The 23,421-nt window shown below is 65.7% G+C and carries 15 protein-coding genes; 4 read left to right on the forward strand and 11 right to left on the reverse strand.

The annotated features are described in order from the left end of the window. Positions 1–166 precede the first annotated feature (166 nt). From LU671_RS07630 to LU671_RS07640, 3 genes are all read right to left on the reverse strand, one after another. Complete coding sequence (locus tag LU671_RS07630) at positions 167–2,314, reverse strand: hypothetical protein (RefSeq protein ID WP_232855276.1); 2,148 nt, start codon at positions 2,312–2,314, stop codon at positions 167–169. Continuing rightward, positions 2,301–3,503, reverse strand: a complete 1,203-nt coding sequence (locus LU671_RS07635; RefSeq protein WP_232855278.1) for a DUF3142 domain-containing protein — start codon at positions 3,501–3,503, stop codon at positions 2,301–2,303. The genes LU671_RS07630 and LU671_RS07635 overlap by 14 nt, the downstream gene beginning before the upstream one ends. Positions 3,504–3,623: 120 nt before the next feature. Next, complete coding sequence (locus LU671_RS07640) at positions 3,624–4,523, reverse strand: class I SAM-dependent methyltransferase (protein ID WP_232855280.1); 900 nt, start codon at positions 4,521–4,523, stop codon at positions 3,624–3,626. A gap of 187 nt (positions 4,524–4,710) precedes the next feature. Here LU671_RS07640 and LU671_RS07645 point away from each other — a divergent pair, with 187 nt between their 5' ends. Further along, positions 4,711–5,229: a GNAT family N-acetyltransferase gene (locus tag LU671_RS07645; protein ID WP_232855282.1), complete on the forward strand. Its 519-nt coding sequence runs from the start codon at positions 4,711–4,713 to the stop codon at positions 5,227–5,229. Positions 5,230–5,742: 513 nt separating this feature from the next. On the opposite strand, the gene LU671_RS07650 is transcribed toward LU671_RS07645, so the two are convergent. Next, positions 5,743–6,768, reverse strand: coding sequence for an AraC family transcriptional regulator (locus tag LU671_RS07650; protein ID WP_232855284.1), 1,026 nt, complete (start codon positions 6,766–6,768; stop codon positions 5,743–5,745). A 171-nt stretch (positions 6,769–6,939) separates the two neighbouring features. On the opposite strand from LU671_RS07650, the gene LU671_RS07655 reads away from it, so the two are divergent. The 3 genes from LU671_RS07655 to LU671_RS07665 are packed head-to-tail and all read left to right on the forward strand — an operon-like array spanning position 6,940 to position 9,587. After that, positions 6,940–8,124, forward strand: coding sequence for an acetyl-CoA C-acyltransferase family protein (locus tag LU671_RS07655; protein WP_232855286.1), 1,185 nt, complete (start codon positions 6,940–6,942; stop codon positions 8,122–8,124). 14 nt (positions 8,125–8,138) lie between these two features. Next, positions 8,139–8,987 carry a 3-hydroxybutyryl-CoA dehydrogenase gene (locus LU671_RS07660; RefSeq protein WP_232855293.1) on the forward strand — a complete coding sequence of 283 codons (849 nt, stop codon included), beginning with the start codon at positions 8,139–8,141 and terminating at the stop codon, positions 8,985–8,987. A gap of 12 nt (positions 8,988–8,999) precedes the next feature. Beyond that, positions 9,000–9,587, forward strand: coding sequence for a TetR/AcrR family transcriptional regulator (locus tag LU671_RS07665; RefSeq protein WP_232855304.1), 588 nt, complete (start codon positions 9,000–9,002; stop codon positions 9,585–9,587). Positions 9,588–10,473: 886 nt separating this feature from the next. On the opposite strand, the gene LU671_RS07670 is transcribed toward LU671_RS07665, so the two are convergent. The 7 genes from LU671_RS07670 to LU671_RS07700 all read right to left on the reverse strand — a co-directional run bounded on the left by LU671_RS07670 (position 10,474) and on the right by LU671_RS07700 (position 23,143). Further along, positions 10,474–11,958, reverse strand: a complete 1,485-nt coding sequence (locus tag LU671_RS07670; RefSeq protein WP_232855306.1) for an efflux transporter outer membrane subunit — start codon at positions 11,956–11,958, stop codon at positions 10,474–10,476. After that, the gene (locus LU671_RS07675) at positions 11,955–15,065 is read right to left on the reverse strand and encodes a multidrug efflux RND transporter permease subunit (protein ID WP_186714632.1); all 3,111 of its coding nucleotides are present in this window, start codon (positions 15,063–15,065) and stop codon (positions 11,955–11,957) included. The genes LU671_RS07670 and LU671_RS07675 overlap by 4 nt, the downstream gene beginning before the upstream one ends. Next, positions 15,062–18,160 carry an MdtB/MuxB family multidrug efflux RND transporter permease subunit gene (locus LU671_RS07680; protein ID WP_203646914.1) on the reverse strand — a complete coding sequence of 1,033 codons (3,099 nt, stop codon included), beginning with the start codon at positions 18,158–18,160 and terminating at the stop codon, positions 15,062–15,064. The genes LU671_RS07675 and LU671_RS07680 overlap by 4 nt, the downstream gene beginning before the upstream one ends. Continuing rightward, the gene (locus tag LU671_RS07685; RefSeq protein ID WP_232855307.1) at positions 18,157–19,431 is read right to left on the reverse strand and encodes an MdtA/MuxA family multidrug efflux RND transporter periplasmic adaptor subunit; all 1,275 of its coding nucleotides are present in this window, start codon (positions 19,429–19,431) and stop codon (positions 18,157–18,159) included. Before LU671_RS07685 ends, LU671_RS07680 begins: the two co-directional genes overlap by 4 nt. Positions 19,432–19,719: 288 nt before the next feature. Next, entirely contained in the window at positions 19,720–20,220 is a 501-nt protein-coding gene (gene tpx / locus LU671_RS07690; RefSeq protein WP_232855309.1) for a thiol peroxidase, read from the reverse strand. A 163-nt stretch (positions 20,221–20,383) separates the two neighbouring features. Beyond that, the gene (locus LU671_RS07695; RefSeq protein ID WP_050705937.1) at positions 20,384–21,664 is read right to left on the reverse strand and encodes a serine/threonine transporter; all 1,281 of its coding nucleotides are present in this window, start codon (positions 21,662–21,664) and stop codon (positions 20,384–20,386) included. Between the two features lie 282 nt (positions 21,665–21,946). Beyond that, positions 21,947–23,143, reverse strand: a complete 1,197-nt coding sequence (locus LU671_RS07700) for an amino acid aminotransferase (RefSeq protein WP_203646918.1) — start codon at positions 23,141–23,143, stop codon at positions 21,947–21,949. Between the last annotated feature and the right edge of the window lie 278 nt (positions 23,144–23,421).

Below are 23,421 nucleotides of genomic sequence, written 5' to 3' on the forward strand. Positions count from 1 at the left end.
GCAGGCGCCGGTACTTTCACAGGCATAATTGGCCCGAAACAAATGTGGGAGCGGCGGTGCGCCGATGCGACTTGTCCCGCGATGCGCCGCGCGGGCGGCGCTCGATCTGATAGACGCTGCAACTCTCTCGTCCTACACCTCGAGAATCCAGCGCCGCCCCCTCATATCAACCCCTAGCCTTGCGCCGCCGCATCCACGCCCAGGCAACCCCCGCCAGCACCACCAACCCCACCGGCAGCACCTGCGCCTTGTACGGCCGCAACGCCGTGCGCACGCTATCGAGCTTCTCGGTCAGGTAGCGCTTGTTGGCCTGGTCGAACCGGGGCTCTTCGCACCGCTTGCCAAAATCTTCCGCCCACTGCACGAACGGCCCCTGCTGGACATAGCGTCTGTACAACGCGCTTTCCTGTTCGCTGCCGGGCACCCATCCGGCCGCCGTGCACAGCACCGCGGCAAAGGCCTGGCTGCTGCGTGGCAGCTGGTCAGCGGCCTGGTTGGCCAGGTCGGCGGCGACATAGCGGTAGTGGTAGCGCTGATCGGGCTTGGCCTCGGTCGCCCGTTGGCGCTGCACTTCGCCCGCGGCCAGGAACGGCCCTGGCTGCACTTCGGCGCTGCCCAGGCTGTAGCTGCCGCCCAGCCAGGCGTAGTCGGGCGCCATTTCATAACCGAGGATCTCCATGCCCGCGCTGCGCGCCAAAGTCGCTGCGGCGTACAGTGCTTCAGCCCGGCCGGTAGGCGTCCAGCGCGAGACGGCATCCTGGCGGTGCTGGCCGTAGGCCTTGGCATCTGCCTGCAACTGCGGCGTGGCGAAGTAGCCGGGTGCTTCGTCGTAGCGCCCCTCGCGCAGCAGGCGTCGACCCAGCAGCTCGCGCAGCTGTGTCGCCACTGGGCGCGGCACGTAACCGCCCTCTTCCACCTTGGGCGCTGGCGGCGCCGGCACATGGGCATCGACGTAGCCTTTGAGCTCATCCAGGGTCAGCACGCGATCGGCCACGCTGGCCGTGTCCTGCCAGTAGATCTCCTGGCTGCGGTACAGCAGGTCGAAGGCCTGCAGGTAGTCGCCGCGCTCCAACGCCAGGATCGCGCCTTCGCCTTCGACGCGGCAGCCGGGCTTCACGCTTTCGTAGTCCCAATCGGGTGTCTGTCGCGAACCCCATGACTCTTCGCGGGGGAACGCGGCGGCGGCCTTGGCATAGGCAGCCGCAGCCTGGGTCTTGTCGCCGTCGCGCAAGGCCAGCTTGGCGCGCAGCCACCAGGCAAGTCCGGTGTCGCCTGCCTGCTGCAGATAGCTTCTGGTCGCGGCATAGTTGCCTTGCTGGTAGGTCAACGCAGCCAGGCGGTCGGCGTCTTCCAACTTGCCGCCGACACTGGCCTGCAGCAACGCGGGCAGGCGCCGGGCCTGGGTTGGCGGCTGACCGTCGTAGTCCCAGCCGACATGGCTGAGCAGGTAGGCGGTGAGCAGCTTGCGCGGCATTGGCTGCGCCAGCAGTGTCTTCAGCTGTTCATCCGGCAGGCTCACCAGTTCGTCGGCAAGCTGCCTGAGCGAGCTGTAGCCGCTGCCCGAGCCCAGGCGGCTCTGGCTGGCATACAACTGAATCGCGCTGTTCCAGTCGCCGGCGAGCTTGGCCAGGCGGGCCTCCTCACCAAGGCTGGCCACCCCCAGCTCCAGCGGGTCGCTGAAGCCTTCGGCGCTGAGCGCGCGGGCCTGGTGGAAGGCCTCGCGCGCCTGGGCTTGCAGGGCCTGCGGCGTCTGTTGCGGATCATCGCTGGCCTCGAAGCTGCGGGCCATCAGCGCCCGCCCCAGCGAGTAGGCAGCCCAGGTGCTGCGCAACTTGCGTTGCTCGGCCGGCAGGGCCAGCACCTTGGCGAAATAGTCCGCCGCCAAGGCGTGGTCGTCGGTGTCGAAGGCCACTGCGCCGGCAATGTACAGGCGCAGTTCATCCGGCAGTTCGGCACCCTGCTCCAGCACCTGTCGCGGATCCTGCAGGGCCCGCAGTTGCGCGACCTTCTCGCGCAGCGATTCCGGCAACTCATCGGCCTCGATACGGCTGCGCTGCTCACGGTAAGGTCGGTCGTTGTCGTCACTGTCCCAGTAAGGGGTCAGGGTCATCTCGGTGGTGGGCTTGAGGCCTGCCAGCTGCTCGCCGAGGCGATTCACCTCGAAGCCGAAATTGCCTTCCGGCAGCTCGGCCAGGGTCTGTGCCCGGTCATCCAGCAGGCGCATCGGGAAGTCCGGGCCACAGGCCAGCGCCGTGCCGACCGGCACGCTCAGGGACAGGCACAGCAGGCGTCGGGTCCAGTCAGGGGTAGACATTCCATGCTCCTTGATCGATTCCATGGCAGCGCGCCCAACCGAGGACGCGCCGGCCGCCAGCAGCCACACGCACGCTGGACTGGCGGTTGAAGACGAGGTGTTTGGGGGATTGCTGCAGGCGGTAGCCGTTGAGCCCATCCGCAGCGTCGCAGGATTCGACGTTCAGTTCCACGCGTGCGGGCACCGCCAAGTCGAGATTGCCGACATTGGCCAGGCTGATGTCGAAGAGCCCGCCCTGCCCGGACAGTTCGACCCGCCACTGGCTGGCGAGCGTGTCGCCACGCGCCACCGCCTTCAGGGTGGTCAGGCTCCAGGCCCGGCGGTCGCCGGGCAATGGCAGGCGGAACCAGATCAGCCCGGCCAGGTGCGCGGGCGGCTTGTCCCGCAGTTGCCTGCCCAGGTCCGCCAGTTGCTGCGGATCGGCCAGCAGCTCGCGGCGCTCGCCGGGCCGGTTCAATGGGGTTTCACTTTCCACCACCGGCGCACCGCCGGTATCCGGCAGCAGCGCGACGCCATAGGCGGGCAAGGCCAGGTAGAACGGCCTGTCACCGACACGACTCCAGCGTTCGGCCCAGGTCTTCGCCTGGAGCGGATCGAACAGGCCTCGACGGGGATCGCTCACCGCGTGTACCTGCAACACGCTGCTGTCCACCGCCTGCAACAACGCCGGCAGGTGCGGGCTGTCGAGCCAGGCGGGCAGCGCGGTGATGCTCAGTTTCAGGCCCGGCGGCAGTTGCTCGCGCAGTTTCAGGAGGAATTCGGTATAGCCCGGCAGGCGGGCGCTGCCGCTGTCATGGTCGATCTCGAGCCCGCTTGGGGCCAAGCCGGCAGCCTGCCAGTCGGCCAGCAATTGGGCGATCTGGGTGCCGGCCAGCTGCAGGTCGAGCGCGGGCAACTGACCGTCCAGCCGCACCACGGCGATCACCGGGCGGCCATCGGCCTTGAGCTGAGGCAGGTTGGCCAGCGCCCTGCTCCAGCCTGCCTTGGGCTGGGCCTGCAAGGCCAGCACACGCAGGGTCGAGAAGTCGGCGCGGCTATCGGCCAGGGCCTGTTCGTGGGCCGGCCGCCACTGGCGTTGCCAGATGTAGAGTTGCTGGTCGAGGGGCGGTGCAGGCTCGGGCTGGCAGCCGGTGAGCACTGCAAGGACGAAACCTGCGAAAAGACGACGCAGTAGCGGGATGGCGGGCATACAGTCCTTTGTCTGACGGGTGTTGGCGCCGGGGTGAAGTGCAGATTTTACCCCAGCGCACCAAAGGATGGACACGGAGCTGATCGTTTAATCACGGAGTCCGGTCAGGTGCCTGACGGCCTAGCTGGCGGGTCGGCTGAGCAATAGATAGATGACATTCCGGTAGGGATCGAAGTACAGGCAGGTGTGCGTTGACGCGCCTTGGGGTATGAACCCTCTCATCTGCTCGCGTGATCGAAGCACCAGGTTCCAGTCCATGAACGCTTCCATGTAGCCCCGCCCCCAGTTGTCCGCAGTGAAGTTCGCAATCAGCATTCGCCCCCCCGGATTGAGTCTGGCCATCAGCCAGGTGGTGAGCTTCGCTGCCTGGGCGTGGCTGAGATAGTCGTAGATACCAATGCTGTAGATGAAGTCGAAGCCGTTGTGCTCACCGTTTTCAGGCAAGCTCTTGACATTGCACTGCCAAGTCGTGATCTCGGGAGAGACTTGCCTAGCCTGAGCCAGCGTCTCGGCATCATTGTCAAAGGCAACGAAACGGGTGATGCGCGCGCGGGTCGATGGCGTAAGCAGCTCCAGCTCCCGGCAATGTCCGCAAGCCACACTCATCAGCGCCAACGTTTCCCGTTGGCCTGCCATTTGCTCGATCAACCAGGCGATATGCTCGCGCCGCCAACGCACACTGAGCGCATTCGGGCTAGAGGTCACGACGTTGAAGATCCGCTTGCCCAGCTCGCTGGCATCCGATGGCGGCTGTTGGTAGTAGGCGTAGTCCAGCATCACCGCATCCCCCGGATAACCTCTGGGTTTGTCGAAGGCGCGTGGTGTATAGGGATCTTGCTTGAGCAACTGGAATATCGGGTGCTGACGACACTGATCGACCACACTTTCCCGCCAGAGCGTGTCGGACAGCCCCTGGCGGTACTCGGTCAGCAGTTCGTTCATGCAGTTGATGGCGTGCAGGTAATCGCCACCGACGATGTCATTCTGAAAATCATCCAGTGCGCGGCTCAAGCCTCTCATGGTCAACCTCCGGTGGGACGCAAGGTTATTTGAATAGCCCTTTGAGATTAGTAGAGCCGCAAGCCCGTGGCGCATCGGACCGTGACGCTTGTTCAGCACATCGCGCAAACAGCGGACAAAGGCTTGAACCTCAAGGCAACCCGGCGTACAAATCCTCCAGCCCTCCCAATCCCGCAAGGAGCACCGGATGCTGGAGCTGCACACCGATCGGTTGTACCTGCGCCCCCTGGCCGAAGCCGACTGGCCGCTGTTCCTCAGGCTCCACCGCGAGCCCGAGACCATGCGCCATGTGTTCGACGAGCTGCCGGAAAGCGAAGTGCGCCGGGGGTTCGAGCATCGCCTGCCGGACTGGTCACCCGGCGCCGAACACTGGCTGTGCCTGGTGATGACCGACAAGGCCAGCGGCCGGGACGTCGGAGTCACCGGCCTGCGCGTGCTGCGCCCAGGGCATGCCGAATGCGGCTATCTGCTGCTGCCCGAGTGGCACGGCCAGGGCCTGGGCAGTGAATCGCTGCGGGTGATCGTGGATTTCGCCAGCGCCACCGGTCTCACCTCGCTGGAGGCCACCGTCACCGACGGCAACACGGCCTCCTGCCGGGTCCTGGAGAAGTGCGGCTTCACCCTCGCCCGCCGTGTGCCCGAGGCCTACCGGCTCGGTGGCCGCTGGCACGACGACCTCATCTACAGCCTCGAGCTGCACGGATAACCCATGACCCCCTACCAATGAGTGCCGCCCCGCGCCTTCTGGCGCACGGCGATGACCGGGCAGGCGCGCAAGGCGCAACAGTACGGCGTGTTTTCGTTCCGCGCCGGCAACCTCTATACCCCGACGATGCTGCGCCAGTGGCTGGTTTGGGCACTGGGGTGTTCGCCGAGAGAAATTCAGCGCCTATGATATCGAGCGCGGCGCATCGCGACGCAAGGCCCACACAGGGATCGCGCCAGATTATAAAAATTGAGCAAGACAGTTGCTCCCACATCTGTTTCGGGCCAGTCAATCCTGTGCCATTACCTGGTCCGCCTTGTGGGTCCGACGCGGTCTCAGCGTGGACAGCGCTGTCGCCCCACCTGTCTCAAGACATGCACCAAGGCGGGCAACCATAGGCTGACAGGTTCGGCACGTTGCAACAAATGTGGGAGCAACTGTCTTGTGCTGTCTGCGCTCGATCTGATGGGTGCTGCAAGTTTATCGCCCGACACCTGCCCCGAATATTACGTACTACGTAGTACACCACGAATCATGTTTCCCCTTGGCCCGGTAACTGCCCGGACTCTGCCCGGTCCATTTCTTGAACGCTCGGTGAAACGCGCTGGGCTCCTGGAACCCGGTATGCTCGGCGATCTCGGCAATGCTCAGGCACCCTTCGCGCAGCAGCTCGAAAGCCATTGCTCGACGCACCTCGTCCTTGATCTGCTGGTACGAGCGCCCTTCCCGCTCCAGCCGGCGGCGGAAGCTGCTGGCGCCAAGCCCCTGCCGCTCGGCCATGACGTTGAGGGTCGGCCACTGCCCGTAGTGGCGGGCGCGCAGGTGGCGGTAGACTTCGGCCACCAGGCCGTTCTGGTTGCGAAAGCGAATCACCAGCCCCTGCGGCGCGCTGCGCAGGAAACCCTTCAGCGCCGCCAGGTCCTGCACCACCGGCAGGCGCAGCCAGGCGCTGTCGAACTCCACCTCGGTACGCCCGCTGCCCAGGCGCAAGTCCGGCCCCCACAGCAACGCGTCGTCCTCCTGCGCCGGCCGCGCCAGGGCCAGTTCGGTGCGGTCGATGGCGATGCGCCTTCCCGCAAGCCAGCACAACAAGCCGATCACCAGCACCAGGTAGGTTTCCTCGGCATAGACCCGGGTCAGCGGATCGGCGATGTTCGACTGCACGCTGATCACCGTGCGCGCGCCGCGCACCGTGACACTGCCGTTCAGGTCGCGCAGGAACAGGGCGAAACTGCCCAGGCACTGGCGCAGTGCCTTGCCCAGGGTGGGTTCCTGGATCAGCCCGCGGCAGATCAGGGCGAAGCTGCCCAGGGGCATGCCGTGGCTGTCGAGATGGAAGAACTCGTCGTGCAGCTCGTCGATCAGCGCGAGCCACAGTTGCGCGAAAGCCTTGGCCGGCACCCGCGCCAGGGGCTCGGCCAGCACCTGCGGATCAATGCCCACCGCCCGCAGATGGGCGTCGCGTGCCTGTGGCCGCTCACGCAGGGCGTGGAGCATGGCATTGAGGAAATACACCGCGACCGTATCGCTATCGCGCATGGCAGAAGTCCGCTGTCTATGCTGAGTGGCAAAAAATGCCAGGTTGATTGAACAGATCCGGCATAGGCCACCTGAAGGCCTTTGCCTAGACTCGATCCACCCCGGGAGGGTGCGGCCGCCATTCTCGCAGAGCCACCCCCACCCCGCCACGCCTTCGCAAACGGAGCCCCCATGAGCAGCACAGAAATCTTTGTCGTCAGCGCGGTACGTTCGGCCATCGGCAGCTTCGGCGGTTCGCTCAAGGACCTGCCACTGGCCGACCTCGCCACCCAGGTGACCCGCGCCGCCATCGAGCGTTCGGGCATCGCCGCCGAGCAGATCGGCCATGTGGTGATGGGCAATGTGATCCCCACCGAGCCACGCGACGCCTATCTGGGGCGGGTCGCGGCCATGAACGCAGGCATCCCCAAGGAAACCCCGGCCTTCAGCGTCAACCGCCTGTGCGGCTCGGGTCTGCAGGCCATCGTTTCAGCCACCCAGGGCCTGCTGCTGGGCGACAGCGACATCGCCCTGGCCGCCGGCGCCGAATCCATGAGCCGCGGCCCCTACCTGCTGCCACAGGCCCGCTGGGGCGCGCGCATGGGCGACCTGCAGGGCATCGACTACATGGTCGGCATCCTTCAGGACCCGTTCGAGCACTTCCACATGGGCATCACCGCCGAGAACGTCGCGGCGGCCCACGGCATCAGCCGCGAGATGCAGGACGAGGTCGCCCTGACCAGCCAGCGCCGTGCCGCCCGCGCCATTGCCGAGGGCCGCTTCGACAGCCAGATCGTGCCGATCGAGATCAAGACCCGCAAAGGCCCCGTGCAATTCGCCGTGGACGAGAACGTGCGCGGCGACGCCAGCGCCGAACAGCTGGCGGCCATGAAGGCGGTATTCAAGAAGGACGGCACCGTCACCGCCGGCAACGCCAGCAGCATCAACGACGGCGCCGCCGGCCTGGTCCTGGCCACCGGTGACGCCGTGCGCCGCCAGGGCCTCAAGCCACTGGCGCGGATCGTCGCCTACGCCCACGCCGGCGTGGAGCCGGCACTGATGGGCCTGGGCCCGATCCCGGCCACGCAGAAGGTGCTGGAGAAGGCCGGCCTGAAGGTCGCCGACCTGGACGTGATCGAATCCAACGAAGCCTTCGCCTCCCAGGCCTGCGCCGTTGCCCGCGCCCTGGGCTTCGACCCGGAGAAGGTCAACCCCAACGGTTCGGGCATTTCCCTCGGCCACCCGGTCGGCGCCACCGGCGCGATCATCGCCACCAAGGCCATCCATGAACTGCACCGCGTCCAGGGCCGCTACGCCCTGGCCACCATGTGCATCGGCGGCGGCCAAGGCATCGCCGTCGTCTTCGAACGCGTCTGAAAGGAGTCAGCAACATGAACATCGAACGCATCGCCGTGATCGGCGCCGGCACCATGGGCAACGGCATCGCCCAGGTGTGCGCGCTGGCCGGCTACCAGGTCCTGCTGGTGGACGTCTCCGACGCCGCGCTGGAGCGCGGCGTGGCGACCCTGGGCAAGAACCTGGAGCGCCAGGTCGGCAAGGGCACCATCGACGCCGACAAGGCCAGCGCAGCCAAGGCGCGCATCCGCACCAGCACCGACTACGCCCAGTTGGCGGACGCGCAGCTGGTGATCGAGGCGGCCACCGAGAACCTCGCCCTCAAGCAGCGCATCCTGCAGCAGGTGGCCGCCAATGTCGGTGCCGAGTGCCTGATCGCCACCAACACCTCGTCGCTGTCGGTCACCCAACTGGCGGCCAGCATCGAGCAGCCGCAGCGTTTCATCGGCGTGCACTTCTTCAACCCGGTGCCGATGATGGCGCTGGTCGAGATCATCCGGGGCCTGCAGACCAGCGATGCGACCTACGCCCAGGCGCTGCTGGTCACCGAGAAGCTCGGCAAGACCCCGATCACTGCCGGCAACCGCCCGGGCTTCGTGGTCAACCGGATCCTGGTGCCGATGATCAACGAGGCGATCTTCGTGCTCCAGGAAGGCCTGGCCAGCGCCGAGGACATCGACACCGGCATGCGCCTGGGCTGCAACCAGCCGATCGGCCCGCTGGCCCTGGCCGACCTGGTGGGCCTGGACACCTTGCTGGCGATCATGGAGGCCTTCCACGAAGGCTTCAACGACAGCAAGTACCGCCCCGCCCCACTGCTCAAGGAGATGGTTGCCGCCGGTTACCTCGGGCGCAAGAGCGGCCGCGGCTTCTTCACCTACTAGAGGAGCCGCGTGATGCCCCCGGTCAACGCGGCGCTGCGCTGCGCCAACTTCGAGGAGCGGCGTGACCGGGCCATGGCCCTGTTCGCCGAAAAAGGCTTCGGCCAGGTCAGCATGCGTGAGCTGGCGGCGCACGTGGGCTTGACCGCGGGCTCGCTGTACCACCATTTCCCCAGCAAGCAGGACCTGTTGTATGACTTGATCGAGGAGTTGTACGAGGAGTTGCAGGCCACCCTGGACCTGGGCCGTCGGGCGCGGGCCCAGGGCCGGCCAGTGCTGGCTTGCCTGATTGCCGCGCACTGGCAGTTGCATGCGGAGCGGCCTTTGCAGTTTCGTCTGGCCGAGCGGGATGTCTGCTGCCTGACCGGGGAGCAGCAGGCGCGGCTGGCGGGCTTGCGGGAGCGCTATGAAACCGGGCTTTTGCGGTTGATTGCGCCGCAGGCGCGGCTGGGGGCCGAGGTCCTCGCGGCTACCGGGCATGTGCTGGCGACGCTGTTGAACCAGTTGCCTGGGATGTTGCGGGGGAAGGGGCTGGGTGAGGCGGAGGGGGTTGGGTTGATGGAGAGTTTGGTGGTGGGGGCTGTGGAGAGGGCTTTGGGGTAGGGTTCTGGTTCTCTGGTTCTCTGGTTCTCTGGTTCTCTGGTTCTCTGGTTCTCTGGTGATTGTTTTGGTTTTTTTATACGCATTCGTAGGTGATGTCGACATTTAGTCACCTTTTCGCCTTTACGGCGACCTACTTTTCTCTAGGGAAAAGTAGGCAAAACCGTTCCGCTCCGTTCATCCGGCCCCTGCGCTTCGCTCCGGGGTCCCCTCGCTCCGTTCTTGCTCCCGGGAGGACCGCGCTGAACGCCCCATCCTGGGGCGCAGCGCTTGACGGCCATCCATGGCCGTCACCTCCCTCCGCAAGAACTCCGCTCGGCCTCCTGAAGTCGCAATTGGCGGCGCCTGAACTACCGCGCGCTTAGAAGCAAGAGCAAGAGCAAGAGTAAGAAATGCGAAGTTAGTTGTTTTACAGTTAGTTATGTATTGGCTGTTCCGACCCTTTCGCGGGGCAAGCCCGCTCCTACAGGGTTATATATAACGGCGACTATCGTGTAGGAGCGGGCTTGCCCCGCGATGTGATCGAGAGATTAATTAGGCTCCCACTAGCGACAGCTGCGCCAGTTCAGGCGCCGCCCGTAACTTCGCGACTTCAGGAGGCCGAACGCAGGCCTTGCGGAGGGAGGTGACGGGCATGGATGCCCGTCAAGCGCTGGGGCCCAGGATGGGCCCTGCAGCGCGGTCCTCCCGGGAGCAAGGCCGGAGTGAGGGAACCCGGAGCGAAGCGGAGGGCCGGATGAATGGAGCGCAACGGCTTTGGTTACTTTGGCCAAGACCAAAGTAACCCGCCGTAAGGGCGGAAAGGTGAATAAGCGTCGACATCACAAATGAATGCGCCTACAACTTACAAAACAATCAAAAAACCAAAAAAAACCAAAAAAACCCAACTCTACTCCACTACCAAATCCCGCCCAACATCCCACCCTCCCCCAAGCGCCGCGATCAACTGCACACTCGCCACCAACCGCCCCTGCAACAACGTCAACACACTCCGCTCGTTGCTGAGCGCCGTCGTCTGCACATTGACCACATCCAGATACCCGATCAACCCCGCCTTGTACTGGTTCTCGGTCAACCGCAACGACTCCCGCGCCGCGTCCAGCGCTTCCTGCCGCACCACCGCCTCGTCCCCGTACACCTTGAGCTGCACCAGGTAGTTCTCGACCTCCTTGAACCCGTCGAGCACCGTCTGCCGATACTGCGCCACGGTCTGGTCGTACACCGCCACCGTCCGGTCGACCTCGGCACTGCGCTTGCCGGCATCAAACAGCGTCAACGCCAGTTGCGGCCCGACCGACCAGTAACGGTTGGGCAACTCGATCCAGTTGTTGAAGCTGCTGCTGGAGTACCCCCCGTTCATGCTCAGCGACAGATCCGGGAAATACGCCGCCCGCGACACGCCGATGTTCGAGTTGGCCGCCATCACCTTGCGCTCGGCCGAGGCGATGTCGGGACGCCGCTCGAGCAACTGCGACGGCAGCGACAGCGGCACCTGCGGCAACGCCGGAATATCATTGCTCGCCGCCAGGGCAAAATCAGCCGGCGCCTTGCCCATCAACACGGCGATGGCGTTCTCGTACTGCGCCCGCTGCCAGGCCAGGTCGATCAGGTCGGCCTGGGTGCTCTTGAGCTGGGTACGCGCCTGGGCCACGGCATCCGGCCCGGCAACCCCGGCGCGGTACTGGTTCTCGTTCATCTTCAACGACCGCTCATAAGTTGCGACCGTGGCTTCAAGCAGGCGCTTCTGCGCGTCGATCACCCGCAATTGCAGGTAGTTCTGCACCAGTTCCGATTGCTGGCTCAGGCGAATGGCCGCCATGTCGGCCAGGCTGGCCTCGGCGCTGGATTCGTTGGCGTTCATGGTTTCACGCAACTTGCCCCACAGGTCGATCTCCCAGCTCACCCCGAGCTGCGCGTTGTAGGTGTCGCGGATGCCACTGCTGTTGTTCGACAGGCTGGAGCTGGAACTGCCGGTGCCCTGGGCTGAACGGTTCTTGCTGGTGGTCAGGTTCAGCGAAGGGAACAGCGAGGCACGGCTGCTGCGCACCAGCGCCTGGGCCTGGCGGTACTGCGCCTCGTACTGCGCCACCGTCTGGTTGCTGCGGTTGAGCTCCTCCACCAGGGCGTCAAGCTGCTTGTCGCCATAGATCTCCCACCACGCCCCGCGGGCGATGGCGTCGGACGGGTTGGCCTGGGTCCAGCCTTCGGCCTGCTTGAACTGCACCGGGGTGCTGATTTCCGGGCGCTGGTAGTCCGGGCTCAGGGTACAGGCGCTGAGCATGGCCACGCACAACCCGGCGCTGACCAGGCGCGAACCGCGCCCGTGGGTCAGCAGCTTGAGGGCACGATGGATTCGGGTGTGGGCAAAGTTCATAGCGGGGTATCCAGGGCAGCGTCGGTGCGCACGCCGCGCCAGCGGTTGAACCGGTGGCGCAGGCGATCGAGGTACAGGTAGACCACGGGCGTGGTGTAGAGGGTGAGAATCTGGCTGAACACCAGGCCGCCGATGATGGTCAGGCCCAGCGGCTGGCGCATCTCGGCGCCCTCGGCGCGGCTGAGCAGCAACGGCAGCGCGCCGAGGATCGCCGCCAGGGTGGTCATCAGGATCGGCCGCAGGCGCAGCAGGCAGGCGCGGCGGATCGACTCCTCCGGCGACAGGCCGTCGTGGCGCTCCAACTGCAGCGCCAGGTCGATCATCAAGATGGCGTTCTTCTTCACCACGCCGATCAGCAGGAACAGCCCGAGCAACGAGATCAGGCTGAACTCGCCACCAGTCAGGTACAGCGCCAGCAAGGCGCCGACACCGGCCGAGGGCAGCGTGGAGAGGATCGTCAGCGGGTGGATGTAGCTCTCGTAGAGGATGCCCAGCACCAGGTACACCAGCACCAGGGCGCCGAGGATCATCAGCGGCTGGCCTTCGGTGGTCTTGGTGAAGGCGTCGGCGTCGCCGCCGAGCTTGGCGATCACCGACTCGGGCAGGCCGAGCTTGGCCACCGCGCGTTCCAGCGCGGCCATGGCCTGGTCGGGGCTGTAGCCTTCGGCGACGTCGAACGAGATGTCCTCGGAGGCGAACTGCCCTTCGTGGCTGACGCGGTCGTTGGCCAGGCTGTTCTCGTAGCGGGCGAAGGTGGACAGCGGCACCCGGGCGCCGTCGGCAGTGATCACCTGCACCTGCTCCAGGGTGCTCGGGTCCCAGGCGTATTTCGGGTTGATCTCCAGCACCACCTGGTACTGGTTGAGGCTGTCGTAGATGGTCGAGATCTGCCGCTGGCTGTAGGCGTTGTTCAGCACCGCGGTGACCATGTCCATGTCGATGCCCAGGCGCTTGGCCTGGTCACGGTCGACCACCAGGGTCACCTGCTGGGTGCCGGCGCCGTCGCGGGCGTCGATGGCGGTCAGCTCGGGCAGCTTGCGCAGCTCGGCGGCCACCTTCGGGAACCACTCGCGCAGGGCTGCCAGGTCGCCGCTCTGCAGGGTGTAAAGGTACTGTGAGGTGCTCTGGTCGCGACCGCCACCGCCCAGTTGCAGGTCCTGGTCGGCCATCAGGTACAGACGCCCGCCGGGGATCTTCGGCAGGTCCTTGCGCAGGCGGTCGATCACCTTCTGCGCGTTCTCCTTGCGCTCGGCGATCGGTTTGAGGCGCACCAGCACGAAGGCGTTGTTGGTGCCGCTGTTGCCGCCGATGAAACCAGCGACGCTTTCCACCGCCGGGTCCTTGAGCAGGGCGCGGCGGTAGATTTCCATCTTCGGCTGCATCACGGTGAACGACAGGCCGTCGTCGCCACGGATGAAACCTTGCAGCTGGCCGGTGTCCTGCTGCGGCATCAGGGTCTTGGGCACCACCACGTACAGGGCGATGTTCAGCCCGATGGTGGCCAGCAGGCTGAACAGGGTCAGGCGCTTGTGGCGCAGCGCCCAGCCCAGGCTCTTGTCGTAGCCGGCGACCATGCGCTGGTGGATGCGGTCGCTCCAGCGTTGCAGGCGGGTCTGCTGCTGCGGGCCGTGGACCTTGAGCCAGCGCGAGCAGAGCATCGGCGTCAGCGTCAGCGACACCACCAGCGAGACGATGATCGCCGCGGCCAGGGTGATCGAGAACTCCTTGAACAGCCCGCGCACGATACCGCCCATGAACAGGATCGAGACGAACACCGCCACCAGCGAGACGTTCATCGACAGCAGGGTGAAGCCCACCTCCTGCGCGCCCTTGTAGGCGGCGCGCATGGGGTTTTCGCCGTTCTCGATATGCCGCGAGATGTTCTCCAGCACCACGATGGCGTCGTCCACCACCAGGCCGGTGGCGAGAATCAGCGCCATCAGCGACAGGTTGTTCAGCGAGAACCCGCACAGGTACATGACCGCGAAGGTGCCCACCAGCGACACCGGCACCGCCAGGCTCGGGATCAGCGAGGCGCGCAGGTTGCCGAGAAACAGATAGACCACCAGGATCACCAGCACCACGGCGATCAGCAGGGTGTGCTCGGCCTCCTTCAGGGTGGCCTTGATCACCGGCGAGCGGTCCATGGCCACGTTGAGCTTGACGCTGGCCGGCAGCAGCGACTGCAAGGCCGGCAGCTCGGCCTTGATCTGCTCGACGGTCTGGATGATGTTGGCGTTGGTCTGGCGGTTGACCACCAGCAGCACCGCGCTCTCGTCGTTGAAGAAACCGCTGTTGTAGCGGTTCTCCACGCCATCGCTGACCTTGGCCACGTCGGACAGGCGCAGGATCGCGCCGTTCTGCTGGCGGATCACCAGCGGCTTGTAGTCCTCGGCGGTCTCCAACTGGTCGTTGGCGCGCACCTGCCAGTTGCGCTCATGGTCTTCGACGAAGCCCATGGGCCGGCGCTGGTTGGCGTTGGCCACCGCATTGCGCACGTCGTCCAGGGACAGGCCGTACTGGTTGAGCAACTGCGGTTCCAGCTCGATGCGCACCGCCGGCAGCGAGCTGCCGCCGATCTGCACCTCCCCTACCCCGCTGACCTGCGCCAGGCTCTGGGACAGGATGGTGTCGGCCAGGTCGTAGAGCTTGCCCTTGGACAGCACGTCCGAGGTCAGCGACAGCACCATGATCGGCGCCTGGGACGGGTTGATCTTCTTGTAGGTGGGCATGCTGCGCATGCCGCTGGGCAGCAGGTTGCGGGTAGCGTTGATCGCCGCCTGCACCTCGCGCGCCGCACCGTCGATATCGCGGCCCAGCTCGAAGCCGATGATCACCCGGGTCGAGCCCTGGTTGGAACTGCTGGTCAGGGTGGTGACGCCGGCGATGGCACCGAGCTTGCGCTCCAGCGGCGTGGCCACGGTGGAGGCCATGACCTCCGGGCTGGCGCCGGGCAGGCTGGCCTGCACCACGATCACCGGGAAGTCCATCTGCGGCAGCGGCGACACCGGCAGCAGGCCGAAGCTCACCCCGCCCAGCAGCATGATCGCCAGGCTCAGCAGCATGGTGGCTACCGGCCGGCGGATAAAGGGTCCGGACAGGTTCATGCTTCGGCCTGCCGCGCATCGTCAGCCGGGCGCCAGCGGCGCGCCAGGCGGTCGAAGTACAGGTAGATGACCGGCGTGGTGAACAGCGTCAGCACCTGGCTGACCAACAAGCCGCCGACCATCACCAGGCCCAGCGGCTGGCGCAGCTCGGCGCCGGAGCCGGTGGCGAGCATCAGCGGCATGGCGCCGAACAGCGCGGCCAGGGTGGTCATCAGGATCGGCCGGAAGCGCAGCAGCGCCGCCTGGTAGATCGCGTCACGTGGGCTCATGCCCTGGTGGCGCTCGGCCTCCAGGGCGAAGTCGATCATCATGATCGCGTTCTTCTTGACGATGCCGATCAGCAGGATGATGCCGATGATGGCGATCATGCCCAGGTCGTTGCCGCTCAGCAGCAACGCCAGCAAGGCCCCCACCGCCGCAGACGGCAATGTGGAGAGGATGGTCACCGGGTGGATGTAGCTCTCGTAGAGCACGCCCAGCACGATGTACATGGTCACCACCGCGGCCAGGATCAGCAGCAAGGTGCTCGACAGCGAGGCCTGGAACGCCTCGGCGGCGCCCTGGAAGCGGGTCTGTACACCGATCGGCATGCCGATGTCCTGCTGCACCTGCTCGATCACCTTGACCGCCTCGCCCAGGGACGCGCCATGAGCCAGGTTGAACGACATCATCACCGCCGGGAACTGGCCGATGTGCGAGATCGCCAGCTGGGCCTGGCGTTGCTCGATGCGCGCCAGGGCCGACAGCCGCACCTGGCCGCCGTCGGTGGCCTTGACGTGGATCGACTCCAGGGCCTGCGGGCCGAGGCTGGCCGCGGTCTGCGACTGCAGCACCACGCGGTACTGGCTGGCCTGGGTGTAGATGGTCGAGATCTGCCGCTGGCCGAAGGCGTCATACAGCGCGTTGGTGATCTGCGCCACGGTGATCCCCAGGCGACTGGCCATATCGCGGTCGATCACCAGGAATACCTGCAGGCCCTGATCCTGCAAGTCGCTGGCCACGTCCTGCAGTTCGGGACGGTCCTTGAGCGCCTGCACCAGCTTGCCGCTCCACTCGGCGAGCATGTCGGCATCCGGCGAGCTCAGGCTGAACTGGTACTGGGTGCGGCTGACCCGGTCCTCGATGCTCAGGTCCTGCACCGGCTGCATGAACAGGCGGATGCCGACCAGCCTGTCGAGCTGCGGCTGCAGGCGGTTGATCACCTCGGCGGCGGTGACGTCGCGCTCGCCGTGAGGCTTGAGGTTGATCAGCAGGCGGCCGCTGTTGAGGGTGGCGTTGTCGCCGTCCACGCCTATATACGAGGACAGGCTCTGTACCGCCGGGTCCTGCAGGATCACCTTGGCCAGCGATTGCTGGCGCTCGCTCATGGCGGCGAACGAGGTCGATTGCGGCGCCTCGGAGATGCCCTGGATGACCCCGGTGTCCTGGGCCGGGAAGAAGCCCTTGGGCACCATCAGGTACAGCACCACGGTCAGTGCCAGGGTGGCCACGGCCACCAGCAGGGTTAGCGGCTGGCGCTCGAGCACCCAGGTCAGGGTGGTGCCGTAGTGCTTGATCAGCCAGTCGATCCAGGCACCGCTGGCGCGGTAGAAGCGGCCTTGTTCCTCTTCCTTGGGTTCGCGCTTGAGCAGGCGCGCGCACATCATCGGCGTCAAGGTCAGCGACACCACCAGGGAAATCAGGATGGCCACCGCCAGGGTGATGGCGAACTCGCGGAACAGCCGCCCGACCACATCGGCCATGAACAGCAGCGGAATCAGCACGGCGATCAGCGAGAAAGTCAGCGAGATCAGGGTGAAACCAATCTGCTTGGCGCCCTTGAGCGCGGCCTGCATGGGTGTTTCGCCCTCCTCGATGTGCCGGGAGATGTTCTCCAGCATGACGATGGCATCGTCCACCACGAAACCGGTGGCGATGGTCAGGGCCATCAAGGTGAGGTTGTTGACCGAAAAACCCGCCAGGTACATCACCCCGAAGGTGCCGATCAGTGACAGCGGCACGGCGATGGAGGGGATGATGGTGGCGCTGAAGCGGCGCAGGAAGACGAAGGTGACCATCACCACCAGGGCGATGGCGAACAGCAACTCGTGCTGCACATCGCGCACGGCGGCGCGGATGGTCTGGGTGCGGTCGGTAAGCACGCTGACATCCAGGCCCGCCGGCAGGTTGTCGGTGATCGACGGCAGCAGTTCCTTGATCCGGTCGACCACCTCGATGACGTTGGCGCCGGGCTGGCGCTGGATGTTCAGCAGCACCGCCTCGTTCTGGTTGGCCCAGGCGGCCAGGCGCTCGTTCTCGGCGCCGTCGACGATCTCGGCGACGTCCTTCAGGCGCAGCGGCGCGCCATTGCTGTACTTGAGGATGAGGTTGGCGTATTCCTCGGGCGAGCGCAGCTGGTCGTTGGCATCGAGCATCGACACCCGGGTCGGGCCGTCGAAGTTGCCCTTGGGCTGGTTGACGTTGGAGGCGCCGATCAAGGTACGCACGTCGTCCAGGTTCAGGCCGTTGGCGGCCAGGGCGTCGACGTTGACCTTGATCCGCACGGCCTGGCGCTGGCCGCCGGCGATGCTGACCATGCCGACGCCGCTGATCTGGGCGATCTTCTGCGCCACGCGGGTGTCGACCAGGTCGTTGAGCTTGGGCAGCGGCATGGTCTTCGAGGAAATGGCCAGGGTCAGCACCGGGGTGTCGGCCGGGTTGACCTTGTTGTACACCGGCGGCGCCGGCAGGTCGCTGGGCAGCAGGTTGCTGGCGGCGTTGATCGCGGCCTGCACCTGCTGCTCGGCGACATCCATGTTCATGTCGAGGTTGAAGCGCAGGGTCAGTACCGAGGCGCCGCCGGAGCTGGTCGAGGCCATCTGCTCCAGGCCCGGCATCTGCCCGAACTGGCGTTCCAGCGGCGCGGTGACGGCACTGGTCATCACCTGCGGGCTGGCGCCGGGGTACAGGGTCATGACGCGGATGGTCGGGTAGTCGACCTGGGGCAAGGCCGCCACCGGCAGCAGCCTGTAGGCGATCAGGCCGGCCAGGACGATGGCCAGCATGCTCAGCGTGGTGGCGACCGGCCGCAGGATGAACAGGCGCGAAAGGTTCATGCGCCCGCCTTGGTGCCTGGTTCAGCGGCCTGGGCCGAGCCCTTGGCGCCCTGCCCCTGCAGGTGCTGGCCAGGGGTGGTCGGCACTTGCGAGCTATCCTCGACCACATCGACCTTGGTGCCTTCGCGCAGGCGGTCGGTGCCTTCCAGCACCAGGCGCTCGCCGGCGGCCAGGCCCTCGACGATCACCGTGTTCTCGCCATCGCTGGCACCGACCTTGAGCTTGCGCACATTGATGGTGTTCTCGGCGTTGACCACGTAGGCGAAGGTGCCGTCGTTGCCGAACTGGATCGCCGCGGCCGGAGCCAGCACCACCTGCTTGAGGGTGTCGGCCAGCAGGCGCACGTTGACGAACTGGTTGGGGAACAGCGCATGGTCGGTGTTCTGGAAGGTGCCCTTGAACTTCAGGGTGCCGGTGGCGACGTCGATCTGGTTGTCGAGGCTGCCCAGCACGCCGGTGGACTGCAGCTTCTGATCGCCCCGGTCCCAGGCCTCGACCGGCAGGCTGGCGCCGCTGCGGTAGCGGGCCAGGACGGTGTCGAGCTGGGTTTCCGGCAGGGTGAAGGCGACGCTGATCGGCTGGGTCTGGGTGATGACCACCAGCGCCGTGGTGTCGTTGGCCGCCACCAGGTTGCCCAAGTCCAGCTGGCGCAGGCCCACGCGGCCGTTGATCGGTGCGCGGATCTGGGTGAACTCGAGGTTCAGGCGAGCGTCGTTGACCTGGGCCTGGTTGGTCTTGACCAGTCCCTGGAACTGACCAACCTGGGCTTCGGCGGTGTCCAGGGTCTGCTTGGCGATGCTGTCCTCGGCGTACAGGCCTTTATAGCGGGCCAGGTCGACCTGGGCGTTCTTCAGCTGCGCCTGGTTCTGCGCCAGGGTGCCTTCGGCCTGCTGCAGGGCGATGCGATAGGAACGTGGGTCGATCTCGGCGAGCAGGTCGCCTGCCTTGACCTGCTGGCCTTCCTTGAAGTGGACCTTGACCAGCTCGCCGGCGACCCGGCTGCGCACGTTGACCGTGTTGGTGGCGGTGACGGTGCCGAGGGCCTTGTAGTACAGCGGGAAGTCCCCGACACGCACGGGTTCGACCCGTACCGGCACCGCCTCGGTGGAGGCACCGAAGCCCGGTCGCCCGCCCTTGCCCGGTCGGTGCCCGGCGTCCTCCTTGTGGACGGTCGCCGCGGGCCACAGCCACCAGGCCAGCAGGGCCACCAGCAGCAGGATCAGCAGGCCGAACAGCCAGCGACGAGGGGAACGGGAATTGGAGGCTTGCATGGGTCGAACGAACCTTGTTCAGAGAAAGACGGCGTGGAGAGCGTGAACGATAAGCACTGGCATCGCTTTAGCAAAGGGGCTTTACCAGTGCTTTACCTTCGGCTGACGTTGGCAAAGGGGTGAACTTTAAATGAAAACGGCCTGGAACAGGGTCCAGGCCGTTACAGGGTGTAACCCCTGGGGGGGGTTCGCCCCTTTCGCGGCACAAGGCCGCTCCTACAGGATTCAGCGTTTTCTGTAGGAGCGGCCTTGTGCCGCGAAAGGGCCGCAGGGCGGCCCCAGCGTCACTTACTTCAGGACAGCCAGTGCCGCCTCGTAGTTCGGCTCGTCGGCGATTTCGCCCACCAGCTCGGCGTGCAGCACCTTGTCGTTTTCGTCCAGCACCACCACGGCGCGGGCGGCCAGGCCGGCCAGCGGGCCGTCGGCGATGGCCACACCGTAGTTTTCCAGGAACTCGCGGCCACGCAGGGTCGACAGGTTCTTCACGTTCTCCAGACCTTCGGCGCCGCAGAAGCGCGCCTGGGCGAACGGCAGGTCGGCGGAGATGCACAGCACCACGGTGTTGGTCACGTCATTAGCCTGGGCGTTGAACTTGCGCACCGAGGTAGCGCAGGTCGGGGTGTCGACGCTCGGGAAGATGTTCAGCACCTTGCGCTTGCCGGCGAAGTCGGCCAGCGACTTGTTCGACAGGTCGCCAGCGACCAGGGAGAAGGCAGGTGCCGCGGCGCCTTGCTTCGGCAGTTCACCGCTGACCTGAACCGGGTTGCCTTTGAGAGTCACTTGAGCCATGGCGGAAATCCTTATGCGGGGTTGGAAAAGGACTCAGAGTTAACCATGAAGGAACGCAAGTGCCTATGGGCAAAGATGAAATTGTCCTACGTTCGGGCAATTCCTGTAGACAAACGCCCGGGTGACTGGCGTCGACCCGGGCGCTTTTCCTACGTGACGGGACTCAGGCCAGCAGGCCGTACACCACCGAGGTCAGGGCCACCAGGCCGACGACCACCACGAACAGGTTGGACAGCGCGCCGCTGTACTTGCGCATCGATGGCACGCGACGGATGGCGTACATCGGCATCAGGAACAGCAGCACGGCGATGATCGGGCCGCCGAGGGATTCAATCATGCCGAGGATGCTCGGGTTGAGGGTGGCGACGATCCAGCACACCACCAGCATCAGCGCGGCGACGATGCGGTCCAGGGCCTTGGCGCCCGGGCGCATGCCGGACTTGACGATCATGCCCTTGAGGCCCTCGCTGGCACCGATGTAGTGGCCCAGGAACGACTTGGCAATGGCGATGAAGGCGATCAGGGGCGCTGCGAAGGCGATGGCCGGCTGCTCGAAGTGGTTGGCCAGGTACGACAGGATCGACAGGTTCTGCGCCTTGGCCTCGGCCAGCTGGGCGCTGCTCAGGGTCAGCACGCAGCTGAACACGAAGAACAGCACCATCAGCACCATCAGCAGGTGCGCACGACGCAGGATCTGGCCGCTGCGCTCATCGGCGTGCTCGCCGTAGCGGCGTTTCTGGTCGACGGCGAAGGCCGAGATGATCGGCGAATGGTTGAACGAGAACACCATCACCGGAATCGCCAGCCACACGGTGTGCAGGAAGGCCGAGCCCGACGGCACCTGGGTGGCGGTGTCGAGGATGCCGCCGGTCCAGTGCGGCACCAGGTACAGGGCCAGCAGCGCCAGGGCGACGATGAACGGGTAGACCAGCAGGCTCATGACCTTGACCGTGGCCTGCTCGCCGCAACGGACGATGGCCAGCAAGCCGAGAATCAGCACGAACGACAGGATCGCCCGCGGTGGCGGCGCGATGTGCAGCTGGTGCTCCATGAAGCTGCTGACGGTGTTGGTCAGCGCCACGCTGTAGATCAGCAGGATCGGGAAGATGGCGAAGAAGTACAGGACGGTGATCAGCGCGCCGGCGGTGATGCCGAAATGCTCCTCGACCACTTCGGTGATGTCGCCACCCTTGCTGCCGGAGAGCACGAAGCGGGTCAGCCCGCGGTGGGCGAAGTAGGTCATGGGGAAGGCCAGCAAGGCCAGGACCAGCAGCGGCCAGAAACCGCCAAGGCCGGCATTGATGGGCAGGAACAGGGTTCCGGCGCCGATGGCCGTGCCGAACAGGCCCAGCATCCAAGTGGTGTCTTGACGCGACCAGCTGCCGAGGGTGGCGGGGGTCGATTCTACAAAGCGTTGTTCAACGCTTGGGGCCTGCTCATTCATTCCGGGTGACGCTCCACTCGCAAGACTGCAACAGGCTGAGAATGGCGAAATAGACGATTCGCCCAACTCAACCGGGGAAGAGGGGCGCGATTGTGCATGCAAAGGTTGCACTTGGGGAAGCCCCGTCCGAGGGACGGTTGCACTTGTCTTTACAAGCAGGTTGTGCTGGAGGGGCTGCTTCGCAGCCCTTTCGCGGCACAAGGCCGCTCCTACAGAGAAACGCAACCTCCCTGTAGGAGCGGCCTTGTGCCGCGAAAGGGCCGCAGAGCGGCCCCTGGCAGGTTACCGCTGAACGGCGGCAAACGCCTCGGCCACCTGGCGCAGGTTGGCCGGACGCAGCCCGGACATGCACACCCGGCCGCTGTCGATCAGGTACACGCCGAACTCGTCACGCAGGCGACGCACCTGCTCCACGCTGAAACCGGTGTAGCTGAACATGCCGCGCTGGCGCAGGAAGAACTGGAAGTCCTGGCCCGGCAGCAGCTCGCCGAGGAGGTCGACCAGGCCCTGGCGCATGTCGAGGATACGCTTGCGCATCACCTCCACTTCCGCCGCCCACTGGGCATTGAGCGCGGCATCGCCGAGCACGCCGGCCACCAGCTGGGCGCCGAACGCGGGCGGGCTGGAATAGTTGCGGCGCACGGTGGCCTTGAGCTGGCCAAGCACGCTGGAGGCGGTGGCGGCATCGTCGCAGACCACCGACAGGCCCCCTACCCGCTCGCCGTACAGCGAGAAGATCTTCGAGAACGAGTTGCTGACCAGGCACGGCACGCCGGCACGGGCCATCTCGCGGATGGCGTAGGCGTCTTCCACCAGGCCTTCACCGAAGCCCTGGTAGGCGATGTCGAGGAACGGAATCAGCTGGCGCGCCTTGACCACCTCGACCACCTGCTGCCACTGCTGCTGGTTCAGGTCGACGCCGGTGGGGTTGTGGCAGCACGGGTGCAGCAGGACGATGCTGTTGGCCGGCAGGGTCTGCAGGGTGGCGAGCATGCCGGCGAAATCGACGCCACGGCTGGCGGTGTCGAAGTACGGGTAGCTGTGCACCTTGAAGCCCGCGCCTTCGAAGATCGCCCGGTGGTTGTCCCAGGTCGGGTTGCTCACCCATACCTCGGAGCCCGGGAAGTAGCGCTTGAGGAAGTCGGCGCCGACTTTCAGCGCGCCGGAACCGCCGACGGTCTGCACGGTGGCCACGCGGCCATCGGCCACAGCCGGGTGATCTGCGCCGAACAGCAGCGCCTGGATCGCCTGGCGGTAGGCGGCCAGGCCTTCCATTGGCAGGTACAGCGAGGCTTCGTGGGGCTGGCCGGCCAGGCGCTTCTCCACCTCGCCCACCGCCGCCAGCTGCGGCACCACGCCGGCTTCGTCGTAGTACAGGCCGATACTCAGGTTGACCTTGTCGGCGCGCGGGTCGGCCTTGAAGGTTTCCATCAGCGAGAGGATCGGGTCGCCGGCATAGGCATCGACATGTTTGAACACAGCGTGCAGCTCCTTGGAAATCAGGACAGTTCAGGGAAGTCTCCAGCGAGGATACCCGCAGTGGGGCGTCAGGAACATCACCGATGTGCAAGGAGTCGATGCAGGGGTGCACGAGGGAGCGTTACGACGCAAAGACATTTCCCACATCAATTACGGAAACGGATGAATAGGCACCCTCTGTGGCGGCCTGCCATTGTCGCTATTGATTTTCTGAGTACGACTGGAGAGTTGTAGCGCTCTTTAGACCGAGCGCCGCCCGCGCGGCGCATCGCGGCACA

Origin of the sequence: Pseudomonas sp. NMI760_13 (genome assembly GCF_021283245.1) — a bacterium.
Lineage (GTDB): Bacteria > Pseudomonadota > Gammaproteobacteria > Pseudomonadales > Pseudomonadaceae > Aquipseudomonas > Aquipseudomonas peradeniyensis.

Excerpts from the sequence above, each read along its gene's own strand:
- LU671_RS07630 (WP_232855276.1), bottom strand. The coding sequence starts at position 2,314 with ATGTCTACCCCTGACTGGACCCGACGCCTGCTGTGCCTGTCCCTGAGC.
- LU671_RS07635 (WP_232855278.1), bottom strand. The coding sequence starts at position 3,503 with ATGCCCGCCATCCCGCTACTGCGTCGTCTTTTCGCAGGTTTCGTCCTT.
- LU671_RS07640 (WP_232855280.1), bottom strand. The coding sequence starts at position 4,523 with ATGAGAGGCTTGAGCCGCGCACTGGATGATTTTCAGAATGACATCGTC.
- LU671_RS07645 (WP_232855282.1), top strand. The coding sequence starts at position 4,711 with ATGCTGGAGCTGCACACCGATCGGTTGTACCTGCGCCCCCTGGCCGAA.
- LU671_RS07650 (WP_232855284.1), bottom strand. The coding sequence starts at position 6,768 with ATGCGCGATAGCGATACGGTCGCGGTGTATTTCCTCAATGCCATGCTC.
- LU671_RS07655 (WP_232855286.1), top strand. The coding sequence starts at position 6,940 with ATGAGCAGCACAGAAATCTTTGTCGTCAGCGCGGTACGTTCGGCCATC.
- LU671_RS07660 (WP_232855293.1), top strand. The coding sequence starts at position 8,139 with ATGAACATCGAACGCATCGCCGTGATCGGCGCCGGCACCATGGGCAAC.
- LU671_RS07665 (WP_232855304.1), top strand. The coding sequence starts at position 9,000 with ATGCCCCCGGTCAACGCGGCGCTGCGCTGCGCCAACTTCGAGGAGCGG.
- LU671_RS07670 (WP_232855306.1), bottom strand. The coding sequence starts at position 11,958 with ATGAACTTTGCCCACACCCGAATCCATCGTGCCCTCAAGCTGCTGACC.
- LU671_RS07675 (WP_186714632.1), bottom strand. The coding sequence starts at position 15,065 with ATGAACCTGTCCGGACCCTTTATCCGCCGGCCGGTAGCCACCATGCTG.
- LU671_RS07680 (WP_203646914.1), bottom strand. The coding sequence starts at position 18,160 with ATGAACCTTTCGCGCCTGTTCATCCTGCGGCCGGTCGCCACCACGCTG.
- LU671_RS07685 (WP_232855307.1), bottom strand. The coding sequence starts at position 19,431 with ATGCAAGCCTCCAATTCCCGTTCCCCTCGTCGCTGGCTGTTCGGCCTG.
- tpx (WP_232855309.1), bottom strand. The coding sequence starts at position 20,220 with ATGGCTCAAGTGACTCTCAAAGGCAACCCGGTTCAGGTCAGCGGTGAA.
- LU671_RS07695 (WP_050705937.1), bottom strand. The coding sequence starts at position 21,664 with ATGAATGAGCAGGCCCCAAGCGTTGAACAACGCTTTGTAGAATCGACC.